Source organism: Pseudomonas sp. SDT291_1_S447, assembly GCF_054070155.1.
The window spans coordinates 36,442-55,600 of sequence record NZ_JBSVXS010000031.1 but is presented as its reverse complement, the minus strand read 5'-3'; the positions used below and the strand labels follow the sequence as shown (position 1 = coordinate 55,600).

The following is a 19,159-nucleotide window of genomic DNA, read 5'->3' as shown; positions in this document are numbered from 1 at the left end:
GTGTCAGATACATCTACGTTGATTGACACACCGCTATCGCGAGCAGGCTCACTCCTACAAGGGAACTGTGTCAGTTCGAGGTGGCATTCCAGCGTGCGAGTACGGCTGGCAAATCGGTCAGGCTGCGGATTTCGGCGTCCGGCAAACGGTCCGCTTCCCAGACCTTGCCCGCCGGGTTAAACCAGATCGCCCGCAACCCGGCTTGCTGCGCCCCGGCAATGTCATCCCCCGGATGATCACCTATGTGCACGGCGGTTTCCGCAGTAGCGCCACCGCGCTGCAACGCTTCATGAAACAACCGGGCATCCGGTTTGGCGATGCCGATATCTTCGGCGCACAGCGCGAACTTGAAGTAATCCGCCAACCCCAACCGGCGCACATCGGCGTTGCCATTGGTGACCACGCCAAGCGCATAGTGATTGGCGAGAATCTCCAGCACTGGCTCGACTTCAGGGAACACTTCGATCTGATGCCGCGCATGCAGAAACACTTCAAAGCCCTTGTCTGCCAGGTCGGTTGCTTCACCATGGGCGTAGCCGGCGTCCTCCATCGCATGAAACAACACCCGCCGACGTAGAGCGCTGATCCGGTGCTTGAGTCCCGGTTCATTAGCCAATACCCGCTCACGGATCGACCACAAATGTTCGACCGGCACCGCGCCCAGATTCGGCGCATGTTCGCTCAGCCATTCGCGCAATATCGCCTCGGCACTGACGATCACCGGGGCGGTGTCCCACAGGGTGTCGTCGAGGTCGAAGGTGATCAACTGGATGCTCATGAATCGTCGCCTTTCATGCGTTTGGCCCGTGGATGGGCGCTGTCGTAGACCGCCGCCAGGTGCTGGAAGTCCAGATGGGTATAAATCTGCGTGGTCTTGATATCGGAGTGGCCGAGCAATTCTTGCACCGCGCGCAGATCCTGCGAGGATTCGAGCAGATGGCTGGCGAAGGAATGCCTGAGCATGTGCGGGTGCAGGTTCTGCCCCAGCTCACGTTCGCCGGCCAGTTTGACCCGCACCTGAATCGCTCGCGGGCCAAGGCGTCGGCCTTGCTGGCTGACGAACACGGCATCGTCCGCCGGGTTGGTCATGGCCCGCAACGGCAGCCATTGCTCCAGTGCTTCGCGGGCCTTTTTACCCACCGGCAGCAAACGGGTTTTGCTGCCCTTGCCGAGCACCTGAACCATGCCATCGGCGAGGTCGAGTTGATCGAGGTTGAGCCCGGTCAACTCGGAAAGACGCAGGCCGGAGGAGTAGAACAACTCAAGAATCGCCTGATCCCGACGCGCAAGAAAATCATCCTCGACCGCACCTTCAAGCAGTTGCAGCGCGCGGTCGGTGTCGAGGGTTTTCGGCAGACGGCGTTCGCCTTTCGGCGGCGCCAGACCGGTCGCCGGATCGTGGTCGCAAAGGCCTTCGCGGTTGAGGTAGTGATAGAGCCCACGCACCGCCGACAGCAGCCGCGCGAGGCTGCGCGAGGATTGTCCCTGCGCATGCAAACGGGCGATCAGGCTGCGCAGGCGTTGAATATCCAGCGCGGCCCAGCTGCCGATGTTCTGTTTCACGCACCAGCCGAGGACTTTGTCGAGGTCGCGGCGGTAGGCGGACAGCGTGTGCGGCGACACCTGTCGCTCACTGCGCAGGTGTTCGCAGTAAGCGTCCAGTTGCCGTTCCATGTTCAGCGTACCGAGCGCAGGGAGCTGTTGACCCGTGGCAGCACGCGGCCCATGACTTCGGCGATGTAGCTGAGGAACAGCGTACCTACCGAACTCTTGTAGTGCTGCGGGTCACGGCTGGCGATCGCCAGAATGCCGTGGATGCCTTGGTGGCTGACCGCGACCACGGCGGTAGAGCCGATTTGCTTGCGCTGTTCTTCGCCGAAGAGGAAGTCCAGTTCATGCTCGCGCAGGCTGCCGCTGACGCTTTTGCCTTCGGTGAGCAAGCCGCCGATGGCGACTTGGGCGTCAGCGTGGGTAACCCAGCGACCGACCGGTGCCGGGTTGTCACCGAGCAGGATCAGGCTGACAAAAGGCACCTGAAAATCCTGACGCAGACTGTCTTCGACGCTGATCACCACGTCTTCCAGGCTGCTGGCGTCCATCAGGGACAGGATCAAACGACGGGTCTTGTCGAACAGGCGATCGTTGTCGCGGGCGACGTCCATCAAATGCGAGAGGCGGTGACGCATCTCGATGTTGCGGTCGCGCAGGATAGTCATCTGCCGCTCGACCAGCGAAACGGTGTCACCGCGCTGGTGAGGAATGCGCAAGGCGGGCAGCAGTTCTTCGTGCTCGACGAAGAAGTCCGGATGCGCCTCGAGGTATGCGGCAACCGCTGCCGCCTCGAGGCTCTCGGACGCTGATTCGTCGGACTGTCGGGCGGGTACCTGAGGCTTATCGGTCATGGTTTCTGCTCACTCAAAGACGCACTTGTCCTTCGTATACACGCACTGCCGGACCGGTCATCAGTACCGGTTGGCCAGGGCCTGCCCATTCAATGGACAGACGCCCGCCGGGCAGATCGATCAATAGCGGCGAATCCATCCACCCCTGGCTGATCGCAGCGACAGCCGCTGCACACGCGCCGGTACCGCAGGCCTGGGTTTCCCCGGCACCGCGTTCCCACACGCGCAATTGCGCACGGTTGCGGTCGATGACCTGGAGAAAACCGACGTTCACTCGCGCGGGGAAGCGCGGATGGTGTTCGATTTTCGGCCCCAGTTCATGCACTGGCGCACTGTTGATGTCCTGCACGCGCAATACCGCATGCGGGTTGCCCATCGACACGGCGGCCAGTTCGACCGTGGTGCCGTCGACTTCCAGCTGATAGCTGCTGGCCTGAGCCGGCGCGTCGAACGGAATGTCCGCCGGCACCAGACGCGGGGCGCCCATGTTCACGCCGATCTGGCCGTCGTTACGCACGTCCAGTTCAATGATGCCGCCCTTGGTCTCGACGCGAATCTGCCGTTTGGCGGTCAGACGCTTGTCGAGCACGAAGCGCGCAAAACAGCGCGCACCGTTGCCGCACTGCTCGACTTCCGAGCCATCGGAATTGAAGATCCGGTAACGGAAATCCACGTCCGGGTTGCTCGGCGCCTCGACGATCAGCAACTGGTCGAAACCGATACCGGTGTGGCGGTCGCCCCATTGCTTGGCGTGCTTTGGCTGAATATGCGCGTGCTGGCTGACCAGGTCGAGAACCATGAAGTCATTGCCCAAGCCGTGCATTTTAGTAAAACGCAGCAGCATGGGTTACTCCGGCAGCAGGCTTTCGCCGGCAAACAGCTCAGCCACGGTTTCGCGGCGGCGCACTTCAAAAACCTGGTCACCGTCTACCAGCACTTCGGCCGCACGGCCACGGGTGTTGTAGTTCGAACTCATTACAAAACCGTAGGCACCGGCCGAATGCACGGCCAGCAGATCGCCTTCGGCCAGGGCCAGTTCGCGATCCTTGGCGAGGAAGTCGCCGGTTTCGCAGATCGGGCCGACGATGTCGTATTTGCGCGCAGCGGTGTCACGCGGTTTGACCGCGGTAACGTCCATCCACGCTTGATACAGCGCCGGGCGAATCAGGTCGTTCATTGCCGCGTCGACGATGGCGAAATCTTTGTGTTCGGTGTGCTTGAGGTACTCGACCTGCGTCAGCAGCACGCCGGCGTTGGCAACGATGAAACGGCCCGGCTCGAACACCAGCGCCAGATCACGACCGTTGAGACGCTCGCGCACGGCTTTGATGTAGTCGGCAGCCAATGGCGGCTCTTCATCGCGATAACGCACGCCCAAACCACCACCAAGATCGATGTGGCGCAGGTGAATGCCGCAGTCGCCGAGGCGATCGACCAGATCCAGCAGACGATCAAGGGCATCAAGGAACGGTGGCAGCGTGGTCAGTTGCGAACCGATGTGGCAGTCGACGCCGACCACTTCGAGGTTCGGCAGATGCGCGGCGCGCACGTACACGTCTTCGGCGTCGGCGATGGCGATGCCGAACTTGTTCTCTTTGAGACCGGTGGAAATGTACGGGTGGGTGCCGGCATCGACGTCCGGGTTCACCCGCAGCGACACCGGTGCGCGAACGCCCAGTTCGGCGGCAACCACTTGCAGGCGCTCGAGCTCATCGGTGGATTCGACGTTGAAGCAGTGCACGCCGACTTCCAGTGCGCGACGCATGTCGTCACGGGTCTTGCCGACACCGGAGAAGACGATCTTGTCAGCACTGCCGCCAGCGGCGAGAACGCGTTCCAGCTCACCACGGGAAACGATGTCGAAACCGGCACCGAGACGGGCCAGGACATTCAGCACGCCGAGGTTGGAGTTGGCTTTGACCGCGAAGCAAACCAGATGTGGCATGCCGGCAAGCGCATCGGCGTAGGCCAGATACTGGGCTTCGATGTGCGCGCGCGAATAAACATAAGTGGGCGTGCCGAAACGGTCGGCGATGGCTGACAGCGCCACGCCTTCCGCGAACAGCTCCCCGCCACGGTAGTTAAAAGCGTCCATGGCGATCCCTTAGTAAACGTCGTGCTTGTGTGCTTTCGAAGCAGGCTGCTTTTGCGAAGACTGGGCTTGCTCGGCCGGGTCCTGATCATCATCGGGCAGGTACAGCGGGCCTTTTTGACCGCAGGCCGAAACAAGGCAGGCAACCGCGACGAGCGCAGCAAGGGAAGAGATCAGGCGCTTCATGGCGAAATCCTTGAAAATGCGTTAATTGCGCCGGAGTATACCGGCCACCCGGCGGCTTGCCTATGCGAGGGGGTTCCCGTCCGGCGGGGCTTGCCTAAAGCTGCTCGAACCGCCGCAATCTCCTGTAGGAGTGAGCCTCCTCGTGATAGCGGAGTGTCAGATACCTATATGCTGACTGACACACCGCTATCGCGAGCAGGCTCACTCCTACAAGGGTTTGGTGTCAGGAGTGGGGCAGGGTGCTTGGTCGTTAATCTTTGCAATCGGCCGGCAGCGTCCGTATCTTTCGGCGCTTGTGCCTGATCAGACATTTTTTGAGGTTGCCGCAATGAGTTTGTCCGAAGCCCGTTTTCACGATCTGGTCGATGAAACCCAGGAAAAACTGGAAGACATCTTTGACGAAAGTGATCTGGATATCGACCTGGAGAGCTCGGCCGGTGTGCTGACCGTCAAGTTCGAAAACGGCTCGCAGCTGATCTTCAGCCGCCAGGAGCCGCTGCGTCAGCTGTGGCTGGCGGCGGTGTCCGGTGGTTTCCACTTCGACTACGACGAAGAAAGCGAGCGCTGGATGTGCGACAAGAGCGAAGAGCAATTGGGCGAAATGCTCGAGCGCATCGTCAAGCAGCAGGCCGGCGTTGAATTCGACTTCGAAGGTCTGTGATTCCGTGACTGATACTGCTCCCGCTCGTCCGCCGAAGCCGCTTTACAGCAATGTCAGCGCGGCAGTGCCTTCGCCGTGCAGCGGTGTATGCCGACTGGACGAGCAAAAGGTCTGCCTCGGCTGCTTCCGCCATGTCGAAGACATTCGCGAATGGCGCTCGGCGGACGATCAACGCCGCCGGGTCATCTGCGCCCAAGCCGCAGACCGCCGCAATTCCTCAATGTAGGGGCCGGCCGGGTGGGTGACTTGTATATTTTTTGAGCTGTGATAGTGTCCGAACACGCCTCAACCCATCGAGGCCTGGTGAAAACCCCGTCTTTTTTGGCGGGGTTTTGCTTTTTTTGTGTGCAGAAGAAAGGAGTCTGCCCGGATCATGACCGCACCTTCCATCACCCTTACCCGTCTGGACGTGCAACGTCTGGAACGCCTGATCGATAGCCTGAACGATAAAGACCAGGCTGCGCCGGGCGTGATTGCGCTGCAAACCGAACTGGACCGCGCCGACACCGTGGTCGGCCACGATGAAGTGCCCGCCGATGTCGTGACGATGAATTCCCGTGTGCATTGCCGCGAAGAAGGCAGTGGCAAGGATTACCACCTGACGCTGGTCTATCCGAAGGATGCCAACGCCGATGAAGGCAAGATCTCGATCCTGGCCCCGGTCGGCAGCGCGTTGCTGGGCTTGAAAGTCGGTCAGCACATCGACTGGCCGGCACCCGGTGGCAAGACCCTCAAACTGACTTTGCTGGAAGTCGAATCGCAACCGGCCAACGGTGGCGCTTTTCCCGAGTAACCCGCCTCAGACCTGTTCGAGTGCCTCGTTCAGGGCGCGCTCCAGGTCAGCCTTGTAGCGCAGATACAGATTGCTTGAACTCTGCCCGTCACCGAGCAGGCCCGAAAGGTCGAGGTCGGTGATGTAGCAGCGATAGCGTTCGCTGTCGCGGCGCTGTTCGACAATCTCCCGGGCGACCACGCTGAACAGCTGGTCGCCATGTTCCAGCTCGCTGAATTCCCGTTGATTGCAATACAAAGTGACCTGCACTTCGCCCGGTGCGGCTTTGCCGACGATCGCCTGCACGTCGTAGAACGGCTTGTTCACTGGCGTCTGCGGTGCCGGCCGTGTTTCGACCCGTCGTGCGCGCCCCGGGCCGGAAGGCAATAACTGGTAATACAAAGTTTCAAGGCGGCTATCCGGGCCGGCGTCCATCGGTAGCACGGCTTCGCGGCGGAACAAGATCGATTGCAGGAAACGCTGCAACGGCACCAACAGACTCTGCTCGTCGTGATAGGGCAAATGTTGCTGCCACAGCGCATTGAACTCATCCAATACGTACAACTCGGCCTGCTGTTCGGTGATCCGGTAGAACACTTGAATACATTCCGGCTGGCCCATCGGCAGGATCAGCGCGAGGTCGTGATCTTCCAGCGCCATCGGATCCAGGTGCAGCGGACTGTAGCGCGGCTGTTCTTCACCGAGGTAATCGAGCAGGGCGGGCAGGGTGGCGAGGGCGATATGGTTGACCTGGCCCGGCACCAACTCCAGCACGTGATAGTGCTGCTGCACTTGAATCAGGTAGCGATGATTCAACTCGCTGAGCAACAGATTCTGTGCGGTGTCGATGATTTCCTCGACGCGACGGGCGATGAACTGTGCACGGTTGTGGCAGAAGCAGCGCACCTTCAACGACGGCTGCAAAGCCCCGCGTGGCAGGTTGTTGAGGTAATCGCGCAGGCAATCGAGCAGGGCGTGCGGGCCATCGAAGCGGTTGACCAGCACTTCGTTCCAGCTGTTGAGCGTGACTTGATCGAGGGTCAACACGAGGTTTTCGCGCACGCCGGCGTAACTCAGCGAGTCGGTACGCTCGGTGGTCATCAGGATATTGAGGTCGCGGTGATGTTTTAGCGGGTCAATCCCTACGTTGACCAGAATCAGCACTTCGCTCGGCACCGCGGCGCGCAGCAATGGCTCTTCAGCCACTGTAGGCAGGGGCAGGGCGATGCACTGTTGCAGGCTGCCGAGCAGGTTGAACAGCTCAAATTCGCTCAGGTCGCTGGTGCCGGGATGCAAAGCCAGGCGAGTGCTGCTGTCGATCACACCGTTGCGGTGGCACCAGGTCAACAGCTCCAGTAACTCGCGGCTGCGCTTGATTGGCGCGAAGTGTTCCCACTCCAATGCGGTCAGGCTGCCGTTGTACAGGCCCCACTGGGTTTGCCCCGGTTCCTTTTTGTTACGCGACTGCACCAGCGTCAGGGTGTCTTCGGCCAGATCCGGGGCGATGCCGGGGTTGATGAACTCGACCTTGTCGGCCTTGCGCTCGAAGGCTGCGTAGAGCCGACGGCCGAGCACATTGAGGTCGCGCTTGTTGATCAGGCTGACGGTCTGCTCGGTGCGGGCGAATTGGGTCAGGAAGCGATAGCTGTAGTTCAGCTCATTGACCAGCGCGCGGCGTTCGGCGCTGACCTGGCGGACTTTCCACTGACTGCGGCTGTCGAGCAGGGTCAGTTGTCGCTGATCCCAATGCCACTCGCTGGCAAGCCGTTCCAGCAACGTGCGTTGCCAGCTCTGGGTGCGGCTGTTGCCGGTGAGCTTGCGGTTGATCTTCAGGTACAGCGCGCGGCGCACCAGTTCCAGCCGCTCCGGCTCGTTGCGCGCGGTGAGGTATTCCTCGATACGCCGGTACACGACCATGTACGGGTCCAGTTCATCCAGATCCAGTTGGTTGGCGAACACGGCTTTTTTGAAGCGCAGGCTCAGGCACTGCACCTGCGGGTGTTCGCTGGCGTAGACCTCGGTCAGCAGCAGTTTGAGCACCGATTTGTACGGTGACTCGATGCCTTTGAACAACTGCCACAATCCGGCGCCGATGAACTCGCCTGGCGGGATTCTCGCCAGATGACCAAGGTCGAGGGTTTCGTCGGCGCGGATGAAACGCTTGGACAGCAGGGTGTGGGTGTAGAGGTCGTAGGCGGTTTCTTCGTAAACCGGCACCAGCCACCAGATCGGCGTGCGCCCGGCCAGCCAGATTGCGGTGCGGTAAAACTCGTCCAGCAACAGATAGTGCTGAGTGCTGCCGCAGTTTTCCGAGCTGAGCTGGGTGTCGCGTTCGCCTTTGACGAAGCGCTCCGGGTCGATCAGGAAAAAATGCGCTTCGGCGCCTTGGCTCGCAGCCCAGGTTTCGAGCAACTGACATTTCTTGCTCAGCTCACTGAGTTCACTTTCGCTCAAGTCAGGCGCGTGGCAGACCCACACGTCCATGTCGCTCTGATCGGCCTGTGCCAGCGTGCCAAGGCTGCCCATCAGGAACAGGCCGTGGATCGGTCGTGGCGGGTTGCTGCCGTGGCGCGGCTTGTAGGAGAACGAACGGGTCAGGCGTTGCGCTTCGGCAAGCGTATTGGTGTCCGGCTCGTAATTCGACAGACCGGCCGGCGTACTGCCCGAAACATAACCCGGCAGCAGGGGATGGTTGACGTGGAAGAACAGCGGCAACAGCGTCAACACGCTCTGTTGGCGCGTCGACAAACCTTCCAGGGCGCGGCCCAGGCGGCCTTCATTGAGTTTGAGAAAGCGCGCGCGTAGCTGGCTGAGGACCTTGCGGTCGATGCCTTCGTCCAGGTCGGGTCGGATTTCGTGGGTGCGCGTCATGTCAGCTCAAACCGGCTCGCAGGCTCGGACGTAGAGGGTCTCGGAATGTCAGGCAGTTTAGCCTTAGCGCAGCGGGACTTTTAAGCTGAATTTGTTTTTTGACGTCAGATTTATATCGCGGGAGGCCGGGCAGGCCCGCGGAAATCCCGTGGCAGGAGTTCCCGTGGGCGAAGTCAGGGGGAATCAGGCGGTTTCTTGCTCTCTCAGAATGGTCAGCACGGTTTGCACATTCTGTGCGGCGTCGCGACCGAGGCTGGTCAGATACCCGCCATCGGGCTGATCGGTGAGTTCTTTTTCGAAGAGGCGTTTGGCGGCAGCAATGTGTTTCGGGGCAGCGGTCTGATGAATTTTCAGACCTTCCTGGGAACTGTCCAGGTTGAAGAGTGCGAGGACTTCCAGTTCGGCAACCAACTCAGGGGTAAGCGACATAAGGACTCCAGACTTTCTAGGAATTGGACGACAGCGTCCCTAAGGTGAACCCGCTTTTGCGGCATGTCCAGTGCTCAGATCAGGGATTTTGTCTTGAGGCGGGTTCCAGTGTAGTCGCGGCCGGGGAGTTGGCTGGATGGATGGGTGACAAATTGTGTGGGAGCGAGCCTGCTCGCGAAAGCGGTGTGTCATTCACCAAATAAGTTGACTGATAAAACGCCTTCGCGAGCAAGCTCGCTCCCACAGGTGGGAATGTGTTGTTACTGCTTTTCGGGTGGCAACTCTGGCAATGCACGCAACGCCGCTTCGTACCATTCGGTATTGAACGCGCGGTCTTCATCGAGCATCGCGTCAATCTCATAGGCCAGCACATGCGCCATCAGGTTGAGGATTTCTTCACGCTCAGTTCCGACCAGTGTCAGCTTGTTGAAAGTCGCTTTGGCCGCTGGCGGGTTGTCGCTTTCGATCTGGTTCTCGATGGCTTCGATCAACGTAGCCTCGGCGAACTCTTCTTCGTCATTGTCGTTGTCGATGTCTGTCGGCTCGCTCATGGCAGGCTCCTCAAGGAAAGGCGCCAGTTTACCCGCATTCAGCGGCGTGATGCTGCTGGCGCGATTCGCCTGCGCGATCTATAAACAGGCACTGCCCACCCCGCACGGCCTGGAGGCTATTTGATGTTCAAGCTTTACGGATTCTCAGTCAGCAACTACTACAACATGGTCAAACTGGCGCTGCTGGAAAAAGGCCTGCCGTTCGAGGAGGTCACGTTCTACCCGGCGCAGACCCCGGAATCACTGGCCATCAGCCCGCGCGGAAAGGTGCCGGTGCTGGGCGTGGACGCCGGTTTCATTAACGAGACCGCGATCATTCTCGAATACCTCGAACAGACCCAGAAGGGCACGCCGCTGCTGCCGAGCGATCCGTTCGAGCGCGCGCAGGTGCTGGCAATTGCCAAGGAAATCGAGCTGTACATCGAGTTGCCGGGACGCGCTTGTTACGGCGAGGCGTTCTTTGGCATGACCCTGCCGGAGGCGATCAAGGAAAAGACCAAGACTGAATTGCAGCTGGGTTTTGCGGCGCTAGGCCGGCATGGCAAATTCGCCCCGTACGTGGCGGGCGACAGTTTGAGCATTGCCGATTTGTACTTCCTTTACAGCGTGCCGCTGGCCTGTGCGGTCGGGCAGAAGCTGTTCGGGATTGATTTGCTGGCTGAGATGCCACAGGCGAAGGCGTTGCTGGAGCGGCTTGAACAGAATCCGCATGTGCAGAAGATTGCAGCGGACAAGGATGCGGCGATGCCGGCGTTTTTGGCGATGATCGCTGCCAAGAAGTGATTTTTTTGCTGTTCTGAAGCTCGCATTCGCGAGCAGGCTCGCTCCCACAGAGTGATGTGCTGAAACACGATTACGTGTCCGACGCAAAACCTGTGGGAGCGAGCCTGCTCGCGAAGCTTTTGGCTTTTAGCGGCTGGCGATCAGCGCCTGGCCGCGAACCACCGCTGCCTTGACCTGCGCCGGCGCAGTGCCGCCGATATGGTCACGGGCATTCACCGAGCCTTCCAGGGTCAGCACGGCAAACACATCCTGCTCGATCTGATCGCTGAACTGGCGCAGTTCTTCCAGGCTCATCTCGGCCAGATCCTTGCCAGTGTCGACACCGTATTTCACGGCGTGACCAACGATCTCGTGGCAATCACGGAATGGCAGACCACGACGCACCAGATAATCCGCCAGATCGGTCGCGGTGGAGAAACCACGCAGCGCCGCTTCACGCATGATCGCGTGCTTCGGCTTGATCGCCGGGATCATGTCAGCGAAGGCGCGCAACGAGTCGCGCAAAGTGTCGGCGGCGTCGAACAGTGGCTCTTTGTCTTCCTGATTGTCCTTGTTGTAGGCCAGCGGTTGGCCCTTCATCAAGGTCAGCAGGCCCATTAGTGCGCCGAACACGCGGCCGGTCTTGCCACGCACCAGCTCTGGCACGTCGGGGTTTTTCTTTTGCGGCATGATCGAGCTGCCGGTGCAGAAACGATCCGGCAGATCGATGAACTGGAACTGCGCGCTGGTCCACAGCACCAGCTCTTCGGAGAAACGCGACAAGTGCATCATCGCGATGCTCGCGGCCGAGCAGAATTCGATGGCGAAGTCACGATCGGACACGTTATCCAGCGAGTTGCCGCCGACGGCGTCGAAACCCAGCAGCTGCGCGGTGTATTCGCGGTCGATCGGGTAGGTGGTGCCAGCCAGCGCAGCGCTGCCCAGCGGCATGCGGTTGGTGCGCTTGCGGCAGTCGACCAGACGCTCGTAGTCGCGGCTGAGCATTTCGAACCAGGCCAGCATGTGATGACCGAAAGTCACTGGCTGCGCGGTCTGCAGGTGGGTGAAACCCGGCATGATGCTCGCGGCTTCGCGCTCGGCTTGTTCCAGCAGGCCTTTTTGCAGGCGGGTGATTTCAGCGAGGATCAGGTCGATTTCGTCACGCAGCCACAGGCGGATGTCGGTGGCGACCTGGTCGTTGCGGCTGCGCCCGGTGTGCAGCTTTTTGCCGGTGACGCCGATGCGGTCGGTCAGGCGTGCTTCGATGTTCATGTGCACGTCTTCGAGGTCGATGCGCCAGTCGAACTGGCCGGCCTCGATTTCGCCCTGAATGGTCTTCAGGCCATCGATGATGCTGTCGCGCTCGGCATCGGTCAGCACGCCGACCTTGGCCAGCATGGTGGCGTGGGCGATCGAACCCATGATGTCGTGGCGATACAGGCGCTGGTCGAAAGTGACGGAGGCGGTGAAGCGGGCGACGAAGGCGTCGACGGGTTCACTGAAGCGGCCGCCCCAGGACTGATTGGTCTTGTCAGTGCTCATGAATTCGCTCGTATCGGCTTGAAGAAAAAAGGCGTGAAACGCTGGCGCGGATAATAACAGGGTTGCCCAGACTGTCGCTGACACCGGTCGATACGTTTTTTTCTCATTGTGTGCGCCATAGTCGGCGCTGCGCCCGGGGGATTTGCGCAAGGATATTTTTCGATTGAGCAATATCGGCCCGACGAGCGTCTACAGTAGGACATAAGGGTCGGCGCGAACGCGGATCGCGCAAAGGTCTGGCCGCCGACTATAAGAAGAGGGGATGGGTGTAATTGTCCTTCGGCAATCCCCGTGAAAAACGCAGGAAACAGCGGGCTTTGAGCAGTACGACCCGGACACTGGCAAATATTGCTGGCCGACGTACGGCACTTTTTGGCGCTCGGGCTAGTCTTAGCGTGGATCGCGGTGACGGACGTCACTTCACCTGTCTACGCTATCCTTGTGCGAGACTCACGCAGGAATCCAGCGCAATATGAATGTCCTGATCGTTGATGACGAACCACTGGCTCGCGAGCGCCTCAGCCGAATGGTGAGCGAGCTCGAGGGTTATACAGTTCTGGAGCCCAGCGCCACGAATGGCGAAGAGGCGTTGGCACTGATCGACAGCCACAAGCCGGATATCGTGCTACTCGATATCCGTATGCCAGGCCTCGATGGCCTGCAGGTCGCTGCCCGTCTGTGCGAACGCGAAACGCCGCCGGCTGTGGTGTTTTGCACCAGCCCCGATGAATTTGCCGTGGAAGCCCTGCAGGCCAGCGCCGTGGGCTATGTGGTGAAACCCGTGCGAACTGAACATCTGCATGACGCCCTGAAACGGGCTGAACGTCCCAATCGGACGCAACTCTCGGCCCTGACCCGTCCCGCTGCCGAAAGCGGCACCGGCCCGCGCAGCCACATCAGTGCCCGTACCCGCAAAGGCATCGAACTGATCCCGCTGGATCAGGTGGTCTACTTCATCGCCGACCACAAATACGTGACCCTGCGTCACGAGGCCGGTGAAGTGTTACTGGACGAGCCGCTCAAGGCCCTTGAAGACGAATTCGGTGAACGCTTCGTGCGTATCCACCGCAACGCGCTGGTTGCCCGCGATCGTATCGAGCGGCTGCAACGTACGCCGCTGGGGCATTTCCAGTTGTTCCTCAAAGGTCTCAATGGTGATGCGCTGATCGTCAGCCGTCGGCATGTGGCCGGTGTGCGCAAGATGATGCAGGGGCTCTAACCCGGTCATTCCGGGCGGTTCTTCATTCTATTTACCAGGCATTGCCGGCCAGGGAGGCCGTGCCGACTCTGATTCAAGTCAAAGTGGATTTGGCTGAGCTGTTATTATCCGCCGTATCTATTCAGTACGGATTGATCCATGTCCTCTCGCGAAATCCGCATCGCCACCCGTAAAAGTGCGCTGGCCCTCTGGCAGGCCGAATACGTCAAAGCTCGTCTGGAAGCGGCCCATCCGGGTTTGCTGGTGACGCTGGTGCCCATGGTCAGTCGCGGCGACAAGCTGCTTGATTCGCCCCTGTCGAAGATCGGCGGCAAGGGCCTGTTCGTCAAAGAACTGGAAACCGCGCTGCTGGAAAACGAAGCCGATATCGCTGTGCACTCGATGAAAGACGTGCCGATGGACTTCCCTGAAGGCCTTGGCCTGTTCTGCATCTGCGAGCGTGAAGATCCGCGTGATGCTTTCGTCTCCAACACCTATGCCAGCCTGGAGGCGTTGCCTGCCGGCAGCATTGTCGGCACGTCGAGTCTGCGTCGTCAGGCACAGTTGCTGACTCGTCGTCCGGACCTGCAAATCCGCTTCTTGCGTGGCAATGTCAACACGCGCCTGGCCAAGCTCGATGCCGGTGAGTACGACGCGATCATCCTCGCGGCGGCCGGTCTGATCCGTCTTGGTTTCGAAGACCGCATCACCTCGGCGATCAGCGTCGACGACAGTCTGCCGGCCGGTGGCCAAGGTGCGGTCGGCATTGAATGCCGTAGCGCCGACACTGAAATCCACGCCTTGCTCGCGCCGCTGCATCACGCCGATACCTCGTCGCGGGTCACCGCTGAACGTGCCCTCAACAAACATTTGAATGGCGGCTGCCAAGTGCCGATCGCCTGCTATGCGGTGCTCGAAGGCGAGCAGTTGTGGTTGCGTGGTCTGGTCGGTGAACCGAGTGGCGGCAAGCTGCTGAGCGCTGAGGCGCGCGCGCCGCGTACCGATGCCGAAGCATTGGGCGTCAAGGTCGCTGAAGACTTGCTCAGCCAGGGCGCCGACGACATTCTCAAAGCGGTCTACGGCGAGGCAGGTCACGAGTGACTGGCTGGCGCCTACTGCTGACACGCCCTGCGCAAGACTGTGCGGCGCTGGCCGCGACGTTGGCCGCGCAGGGGATTTTCAGCAGTTGCCTGCCGCTTTTGGAAATTGTCCCGCTGCCAGTCTCTGACAAAATGCGTCAGTCGATGGCGCAGCTGTCCGGTTGCAGCGCAGTGATCGTCGTCAGCAAGCCCGCGGCACGTATTGCGCTGGATCTGCTCAACGGCAGTTCTGCGCTGACGATGCCTTGGTTCAGTGTCGGCGCGGCGACCGCGCAGATTCTGCTGGATCACGGTCTGGACGCGAATTTCCCGGCCGCCGGTGATGACAGCGAAGCCTTGCTGCAATTGCCGCGTCTGCGTGAGGCGGTCGGCCAGTCCGGTGCGCGGGTGTTGATCCTGCGCGGTGAGGGCGGCCGCGAACTACTCGCCGAGCGCCTGCGCGAGCTAGGTGCTAGTGTCGAGTATCTGGAATTGTATCGACGTGATCTGCCAGCCTACGCCCCGAAGGAACTGTCGCGGCGGATCGAAGCGGAACGCTTGAACGGGCTGGTGGTCAGCAGTGGACAGGGTTTCGAGCACCTGCGTCAGATGGCCGGCGATGCCTGGCCGACAATCGCGCAATTGCCGTTGTTTGTACCAAGCCCAAGAGTCGCCGAGCAGGCATTTGCCGCCGGGGCTCAAACAGTTGTGGATTGCCGCGGCGCGAGTGCCGCGGCTTTGCTGACGGCGCTACGGGAGCATCCCGTACCCGTTTTCTAATGCAAAGGATGGATACGTGAGCGAAACAGCCTTGCCTAAAGATGATGTGCAACCTGTGATTGAAACCCAGGTTGAAACTCCACCGCCGGCCATAGAGCCGCGCCGAGGCAATGGACTGGCCATCGTCGCCCTGTTGCTCGGCGCTGCCGGCGTCGCGATCGGCGGCTGGGGTGTCTGGCAGGTCCGTCACCTGCAGACCAATACTCAGCAGCAGTCCGGTGAAGTGCAGGCATTGAACGATCAGGCGCAGAGCCTGAAGCTCAATGAGCAGCGCCTGACCGAGCGCCTCGCGCAGTTGCCGGGGGCCGACGAACTTGCCGAGCGCCAGCGTCTGGTGACGCAACTTCAGGGCGATCAACAGCGCCTTAATCAGCGTCTGGAAACGGTTCTCGGTGCCAGCCGCAAGGACTGGCGTCTGGCCGAGGCCGAGCACCTGCTGCGTCTGGCCAGCTTGCGTCTTTCGGCGTTGCAGGACATCAGCAGTGCTCAAGCGCTGGTGCAGGGCGCTGACGAAATTCTTCGTGAGCAAAACGATCCCGGCTCTTTCGCCGCTCGCGAGCAAGTAGCGAAAACCCTGGTGGCGCTGCGCAGCACCGCGCAGCCGGATCGCACCGGACTGTTCCTGCGTCTCGGCGCACTGCGTGATCAAGTCATCGAACTCACCGAGCTGGCGCCGGAGTACAAGGATCGCGGCGAATCACTGCTGGGCCTGACCGCTGACGGTGACGGTGCCAGTCGTTGGGCGCAGTGGTGGGATCAGGTCTCGCGCTACATCCGTATCGATTTCAACGCCGACAAAAATGTGCGGCCGCTGCTGGCCGGGCAGAGCCTGAGTCAGGTGCGCCTGGCGCTGAGCCTGGCACTGGAGCAGGCGCAGTGGGCCGCCCTCAACGGGCAGGCGCCGGTCTACACCCAGGCGCTGGCCGAAGCGCGCGATGTGCTCAAGGGCAATTTCAATCCGGACAATCCGCAAAGCAAAGTGATGCTCGAACAGGTCGGTGAGTTGAGCAAGGAACCGGTCACGGTCACGACGCCTGATCTGGCCGGCACCCTCAGTGCCGTGCAAGCCTACCTTGAGCGACGCAACGTCAACGCCGAAGAGTCGGTGAAACCCTTTGCCAAACCTGCGGCCAATACTGCGCAGGAGGCCACGCCATGAAACGCCTGTATGTGATCGTGTTTCTGGTGATCGCGGCGACGGCGGCACTGGGCTTTGCAGTGGCCCAGCATTCCGGCTACGTGCTGATTGCCTACAAGAGCTTCCGTTACGAAGCGAGCCTTTGGGCAACGCTGGCGGTGATCGCGGTGTTGTGGCTGCTGATCTGGGGCATCAAGGCCTTGGTCGAGCTGGTCATGACGTCGAGTGGCGTGGTCAATCCCTGGTCGCGACGCAACCGCAGTCGGCGCGTGCAAGTGGCGATCGAGCACGGTCAACTGGATCTGGCCGAAGGTCGCTGGGCCAGCGCGCAGCGTCATCTGTATCGAGCGGCTGAGGCCGAGCGCCAGCCGCTGCTGTACTACCTCGGCGCTGCCCGCGCGGCCAACGAACAAGGCAATTACGAAGAGTGCGATCGTTTGCTGGAGCGCGCACTGGAGCGTCAGCCGCAGGCAGAGTTGGCGATTGCCTTGAGCCATGCGCAGTTGCAGACCGATCGTGGTGATACCGACGGTGCCTTGGTGACCCTGCAAGCGATGCACGATCGGCATCCACACAATGCACAGACGCTGCGTCAGTTGCAGCGCTTGTATCAGCAGCGCGGCGAATGGTCGGCGGTGATTCGTTTGCTGCCGGAATTGCGCAAGGACAAAGTCCTGCCGCGTGCTGAACTGGCCGAACTCGAACGCCGCGCCTGGGGTGAAAACCTGTCTCTGGCCGCACAGCGTGAAGAGGATGGCAGCGTTGGCTTGCAGTCGCTCACGCGCGCCTGGGAGCAACTCACCTCGGCGCAGCGTCAGGAACCGCCGTTGGTACTGGCGTATGCCGAACAGTTGCGGCAATTGGGCGCTCAGGTCGAAGCGGAAGAAGTGCTGCGCACTGCCCTCAAGCGCAAGTACGACAGCCATCTGGCCCGCCTCTATGGTCTGGTGCGCGGCAGCGATCCGGCCCGTCAGTTGCAAACCGCCGAAGGCTGGCTGAAGGAACATTCGAACGATCCGAGCTTGCTGTTGACCCTCGGCCGGTTGTGTCTGCAAACCAGCCTTTGGGGTAAAGCGCGGGATTATCTGGAAAGCAGCCTGCGTGTGCAGCGCAATCCGGAGGCCTGTGCAGAGCTGGCGCGCCTGCTTGCACAGTTGGGCGATACCGAACGCAGCAATCAGTTGTTCCAGGAAGGCCTCGGTCTGCTGGACGAACGCCTGCTGGCCGCGCCGTTGCCGGTTCCAGCGCAGGTCTGAAGTGGCGAGGGAGCTCGCTCCCTCGCTTACCTTTTGTGGCTGAAATTTCAACTTCAGCAATCGTCCCAGGCAAAGTCCTACAGCGGGCTACACCATTTCCTCTTGAACCTGTCGGGTTTTCCTTACACCTCTGGTGAACTGTCGGCAGGGCCTCGCCTTGAAAGGCTGACACGCTTTCCTCTACCGTAACCGTCTGTCTCTACTGTTACGGAAAAGCCATGTCGTTGGCCTGCTCACGCTCCTTGTTCTTCATGGCTTTCACTGCGGGGGCCTTTGCTCTGGGAGCTTCCTATTATCTTGAATATGCTGTCGGTCTGACGCCGTGCAGCCTGTGTCTGGTGCAGCGCCTGTTCCTCACGCTGCTGTGCGTGTCCAGTGGCATGGCAGCGGTGCACGGCCCCGGGCGTGTCGGTTTGTGGTTCTACTGGCTGTTGACGCTGGTCGCGAGCCTGGGCGGCACTACGGCTGCCTGGCGACAGGTATTGATACAGAGTGACCCGATGCTGCAACTGCTCAAATGTACCCCGCACCCCGAGACATTGTTCAGTGGTCTGCCCTGGATCTGCGCCTTGCAAAAGATGTTTAGCGGCGGCACCGATTGCGCGGAAATATCCTGGACGCTGTTCGACCTGAGCATCCCGGAGTGGAGCCTGTTGTTCTTTGTCGCGGTATCGATACTGGCGGTATATCAATTGTTACGGCTGGTCTGGAGTGCTCTGCAACGCCCGCTCAGCGGCGAAGCGTCGCACCGGCAGCTGCTGCGGGATTAAACACTTGTATGAACTTTATCTCCTGCGTACCTTGAAGCCATAGGCGTGCGGGCATAATCTGGCCCGCACGTGTCATTGGATTTATGTTGCTCGATGAAGCTCTGCCCGGCCGTCCCCCAAGTCAAACTCAAAAGAGGGGCGCGGGTGTAGAGCAGCATGACCCACAAGGGAAGAGAGATCGCCATGCTCGAAAGTTGTCAGAATGCTCAGGAACGCTGGGGTGGAGTTCATCTGCTGATCGACCGCTGGTTGCAGGAGCGTGAAGAGCTGATCGGCGCCTACGACAAGCTCGGCGCACAGCCTGAGTCGCTGGCCGAGAGCCGCAAGCCCTTGCAGGAATTCTGCGGTGTGTTGGTCGATTATGTATCGGCCGGGCACTTCGAAATCTATGAACAGCTGACTGGTGAAGCCAAGGCGTTCAACGACAAGCGCGGTCTGGAGCTCGCCGAGACGATCTATCCGCGCATCGACGTCATCACCGAGAAGCTGCTCGCCTTCAACGATCTGTGCGATGAAGGCAAGTGCGTAGCCGAGAAGTTCAAGGAACTCGGTGGCCTGCTGCACGAGCGCTTCGAACTCGAAGACTGCCTGATTGAAGTGCTGCACACAGCACACAAGGAAGAGGATCCGGTTCAGGCCTGATCTTTTTCCCTGATCGAAAAAAACGGTG

21 protein-coding genes and 1 pseudogene are annotated in these 19,159 nt (G+C 60.5%); 12 read left to right on the top strand and 10 right to left on the bottom strand.

Features of this window, described 5'->3' with window-relative positions:
* Positions 1–70: 70 nt before the first annotated feature.
* The 6 genes from ACW9IR_RS13090 to lptM are packed head-to-tail and all read right to left on the bottom strand — an operon-like array spanning position 71 to position 4,680.
* Entirely contained in the window at positions 71–778 is a 708-nt protein-coding gene (locus tag ACW9IR_RS13090) for an HAD family hydrolase (RefSeq protein ID WP_457463546.1), read from the bottom strand.
* Positions 775–1,674, bottom strand: a complete 900-nt coding sequence (xerC, locus tag ACW9IR_RS13085) for a tyrosine recombinase XerC (RefSeq protein WP_007950060.1) — start codon at positions 1,672–1,674, stop codon at positions 775–777. The genes ACW9IR_RS13090 and xerC overlap by 4 nt, the downstream gene beginning before the upstream one ends.
* Before the next feature lie 2 nt (positions 1,675–1,676).
* Positions 1,677–2,402, bottom strand: coding sequence for a DUF484 family protein (locus ACW9IR_RS13080; RefSeq protein ID WP_102901433.1), 726 nt, complete (start codon positions 2,400–2,402; stop codon positions 1,677–1,679).
* 13 nt (positions 2,403–2,415) lie between these two features.
* A complete protein-coding gene (dapF, locus tag ACW9IR_RS13075) occupies positions 2,416–3,246 on the bottom strand; it encodes a diaminopimelate epimerase (RefSeq protein ID WP_110718098.1) in 831 nt (276 codons plus the stop codon).
* Positions 3,247–3,249: 3 nt separating this feature from the next.
* Positions 3,250–4,497, bottom strand: a complete 1,248-nt coding sequence (gene lysA / locus ACW9IR_RS13070; RefSeq protein ID WP_064389521.1) for a diaminopimelate decarboxylase — start codon at positions 4,495–4,497, stop codon at positions 3,250–3,252.
* A gap of 9 nt (positions 4,498–4,506) precedes the next feature.
* On the bottom strand, positions 4,507–4,680 hold the full coding sequence (lptM, locus tag ACW9IR_RS13065) for an LPS translocon maturation chaperone LptM (RefSeq protein WP_042561715.1): 174 nt from the start codon (positions 4,678–4,680) through the stop codon (positions 4,507–4,509).
* A gap of 328 nt (positions 4,681–5,008) precedes the next feature.
* Between lptM and cyaY the strand changes: the two genes are divergently transcribed.
* The 3 genes from cyaY to rnk all read left to right on the top strand — a co-directional run bounded on the left by cyaY (position 5,009) and on the right by rnk (position 6,134).
* Positions 5,009–5,341, top strand: a complete 333-nt coding sequence (gene cyaY / locus ACW9IR_RS13060) for an iron donor protein CyaY (RefSeq protein ID WP_047596732.1) — start codon at positions 5,009–5,011, stop codon at positions 5,339–5,341.
* A 4-nt stretch (positions 5,342–5,345) separates the two neighbouring features.
* A complete protein-coding gene (locus ACW9IR_RS13055) occupies positions 5,346–5,567 on the top strand; it encodes a DUF1289 domain-containing protein (protein ID WP_095119836.1) in 222 nt (73 codons plus the stop codon).
* A gap of 147 nt (positions 5,568–5,714) precedes the next feature.
* Entirely contained in the window at positions 5,715–6,134 is a 420-nt protein-coding gene (gene rnk / locus ACW9IR_RS13050; protein ID WP_016985881.1) for a nucleoside diphosphate kinase regulator, read from the top strand.
* Positions 6,135–6,140: 6 nt separating this feature from the next.
* Here rnk and ACW9IR_RS13045 read toward each other — a convergent pair whose 3' ends face one another.
* The 3 genes from ACW9IR_RS13045 to ACW9IR_RS13035 all read right to left on the bottom strand — a co-directional run bounded on the left by ACW9IR_RS13045 (position 6,141) and on the right by ACW9IR_RS13035 (position 9,964).
* Positions 6,141–8,984 carry a class I adenylate cyclase gene (locus ACW9IR_RS13045; protein ID WP_457463541.1) on the bottom strand — a complete coding sequence of 948 codons (2,844 nt, stop codon included), beginning with the start codon at positions 8,982–8,984 and terminating at the stop codon, positions 6,141–6,143.
* Positions 8,985–9,167: 183 nt separating this feature from the next.
* Entirely contained in the window at positions 9,168–9,413 is a 246-nt protein-coding gene (locus ACW9IR_RS13040; protein WP_003229392.1) for a TIGR02647 family protein, read from the bottom strand.
* A gap of 260 nt (positions 9,414–9,673) precedes the next feature.
* Positions 9,674–9,964, bottom strand: a complete 291-nt coding sequence (locus tag ACW9IR_RS13035) for a hypothetical protein (protein ID WP_095119838.1) — start codon at positions 9,962–9,964, stop codon at positions 9,674–9,676.
* 123 nt (positions 9,965–10,087) lie between these two features.
* Here ACW9IR_RS13035 and ACW9IR_RS13030 point away from each other — a divergent pair, with 123 nt between their 5' ends.
* Positions 10,088–10,747, top strand: a complete 660-nt coding sequence (locus ACW9IR_RS13030; RefSeq protein ID WP_110718096.1) for a glutathione S-transferase family protein — start codon at positions 10,088–10,090, stop codon at positions 10,745–10,747.
* Positions 10,748–10,873: 126 nt separating this feature from the next.
* Here ACW9IR_RS13030 and argH read toward each other — a convergent pair whose 3' ends face one another.
* The gene (gene argH, locus ACW9IR_RS13025; RefSeq protein WP_007911110.1) at positions 10,874–12,268 is read right to left on the bottom strand and encodes an argininosuccinate lyase; all 1,395 of its coding nucleotides are present in this window, start codon (positions 12,266–12,268) and stop codon (positions 10,874–10,876) included.
* 335 nt (positions 12,269–12,603) lie between these two features.
* Here argH and ACW9IR_RS13020 point away from each other — a divergent pair.
* The 8 genes and pseudogenes from ACW9IR_RS13020 to ACW9IR_RS12985 all read left to right on the top strand — a co-directional run.
* Positions 12,604–12,744: pseudogene (locus tag ACW9IR_RS13020) on the top strand (sensor histidine kinase); the annotation flags it as partial.
* Positions 12,741–13,487 (top strand): LytR/AlgR family response regulator transcription factor, encoded by a 747-nt coding sequence (locus ACW9IR_RS13015; protein WP_095119840.1) that lies wholly within the window; start codon positions 12,741–12,743, stop codon positions 13,485–13,487. The pseudogene ACW9IR_RS13020 and the gene ACW9IR_RS13015, both read left to right, overlap by 4 nt.
* Positions 13,488–13,625: 138 nt before the next feature.
* Positions 13,626–14,567 (top strand): hydroxymethylbilane synthase, encoded by a 942-nt coding sequence (gene hemC / locus ACW9IR_RS13010; RefSeq protein WP_102901428.1) that lies wholly within the window; start codon positions 13,626–13,628, stop codon positions 14,565–14,567.
* On the top strand, positions 14,564–15,325 hold the full coding sequence (locus ACW9IR_RS13005) for a uroporphyrinogen-III synthase (protein WP_102901427.1): 762 nt from the start codon (positions 14,564–14,566) through the stop codon (positions 15,323–15,325). The genes hemC and ACW9IR_RS13005 overlap by 4 nt, the downstream gene beginning before the upstream one ends.
* 16 nt (positions 15,326–15,341) lie before the next feature.
* Entirely contained in the window at positions 15,342–16,484 is a 1,143-nt protein-coding gene (locus ACW9IR_RS13000; RefSeq protein WP_102901426.1) for a uroporphyrinogen-III C-methyltransferase, read from the top strand.
* On the top strand, positions 16,481–17,719 hold the full coding sequence (locus tag ACW9IR_RS12995; RefSeq protein ID WP_186613380.1) for a heme biosynthesis protein HemY: 1,239 nt from the start codon (positions 16,481–16,483) through the stop codon (positions 17,717–17,719). Before ACW9IR_RS13000 ends, ACW9IR_RS12995 begins: the two co-directional genes overlap by 4 nt.
* 218 nt (positions 17,720–17,937) lie before the next feature.
* Complete coding sequence (locus ACW9IR_RS12990; RefSeq protein ID WP_102901424.1) at positions 17,938–18,489, top strand: disulfide bond formation protein B; 552 nt, start codon at positions 17,938–17,940, stop codon at positions 18,487–18,489.
* Between the two features lie 183 nt (positions 18,490–18,672).
* A complete protein-coding gene (locus ACW9IR_RS12985) occupies positions 18,673–19,131 on the top strand; it encodes an Rsd/AlgQ family anti-sigma factor (protein WP_038359126.1) in 459 nt (152 codons plus the stop codon).
* The last annotated feature ends 28 nt before the right edge of the window (positions 19,132–19,159 follow it).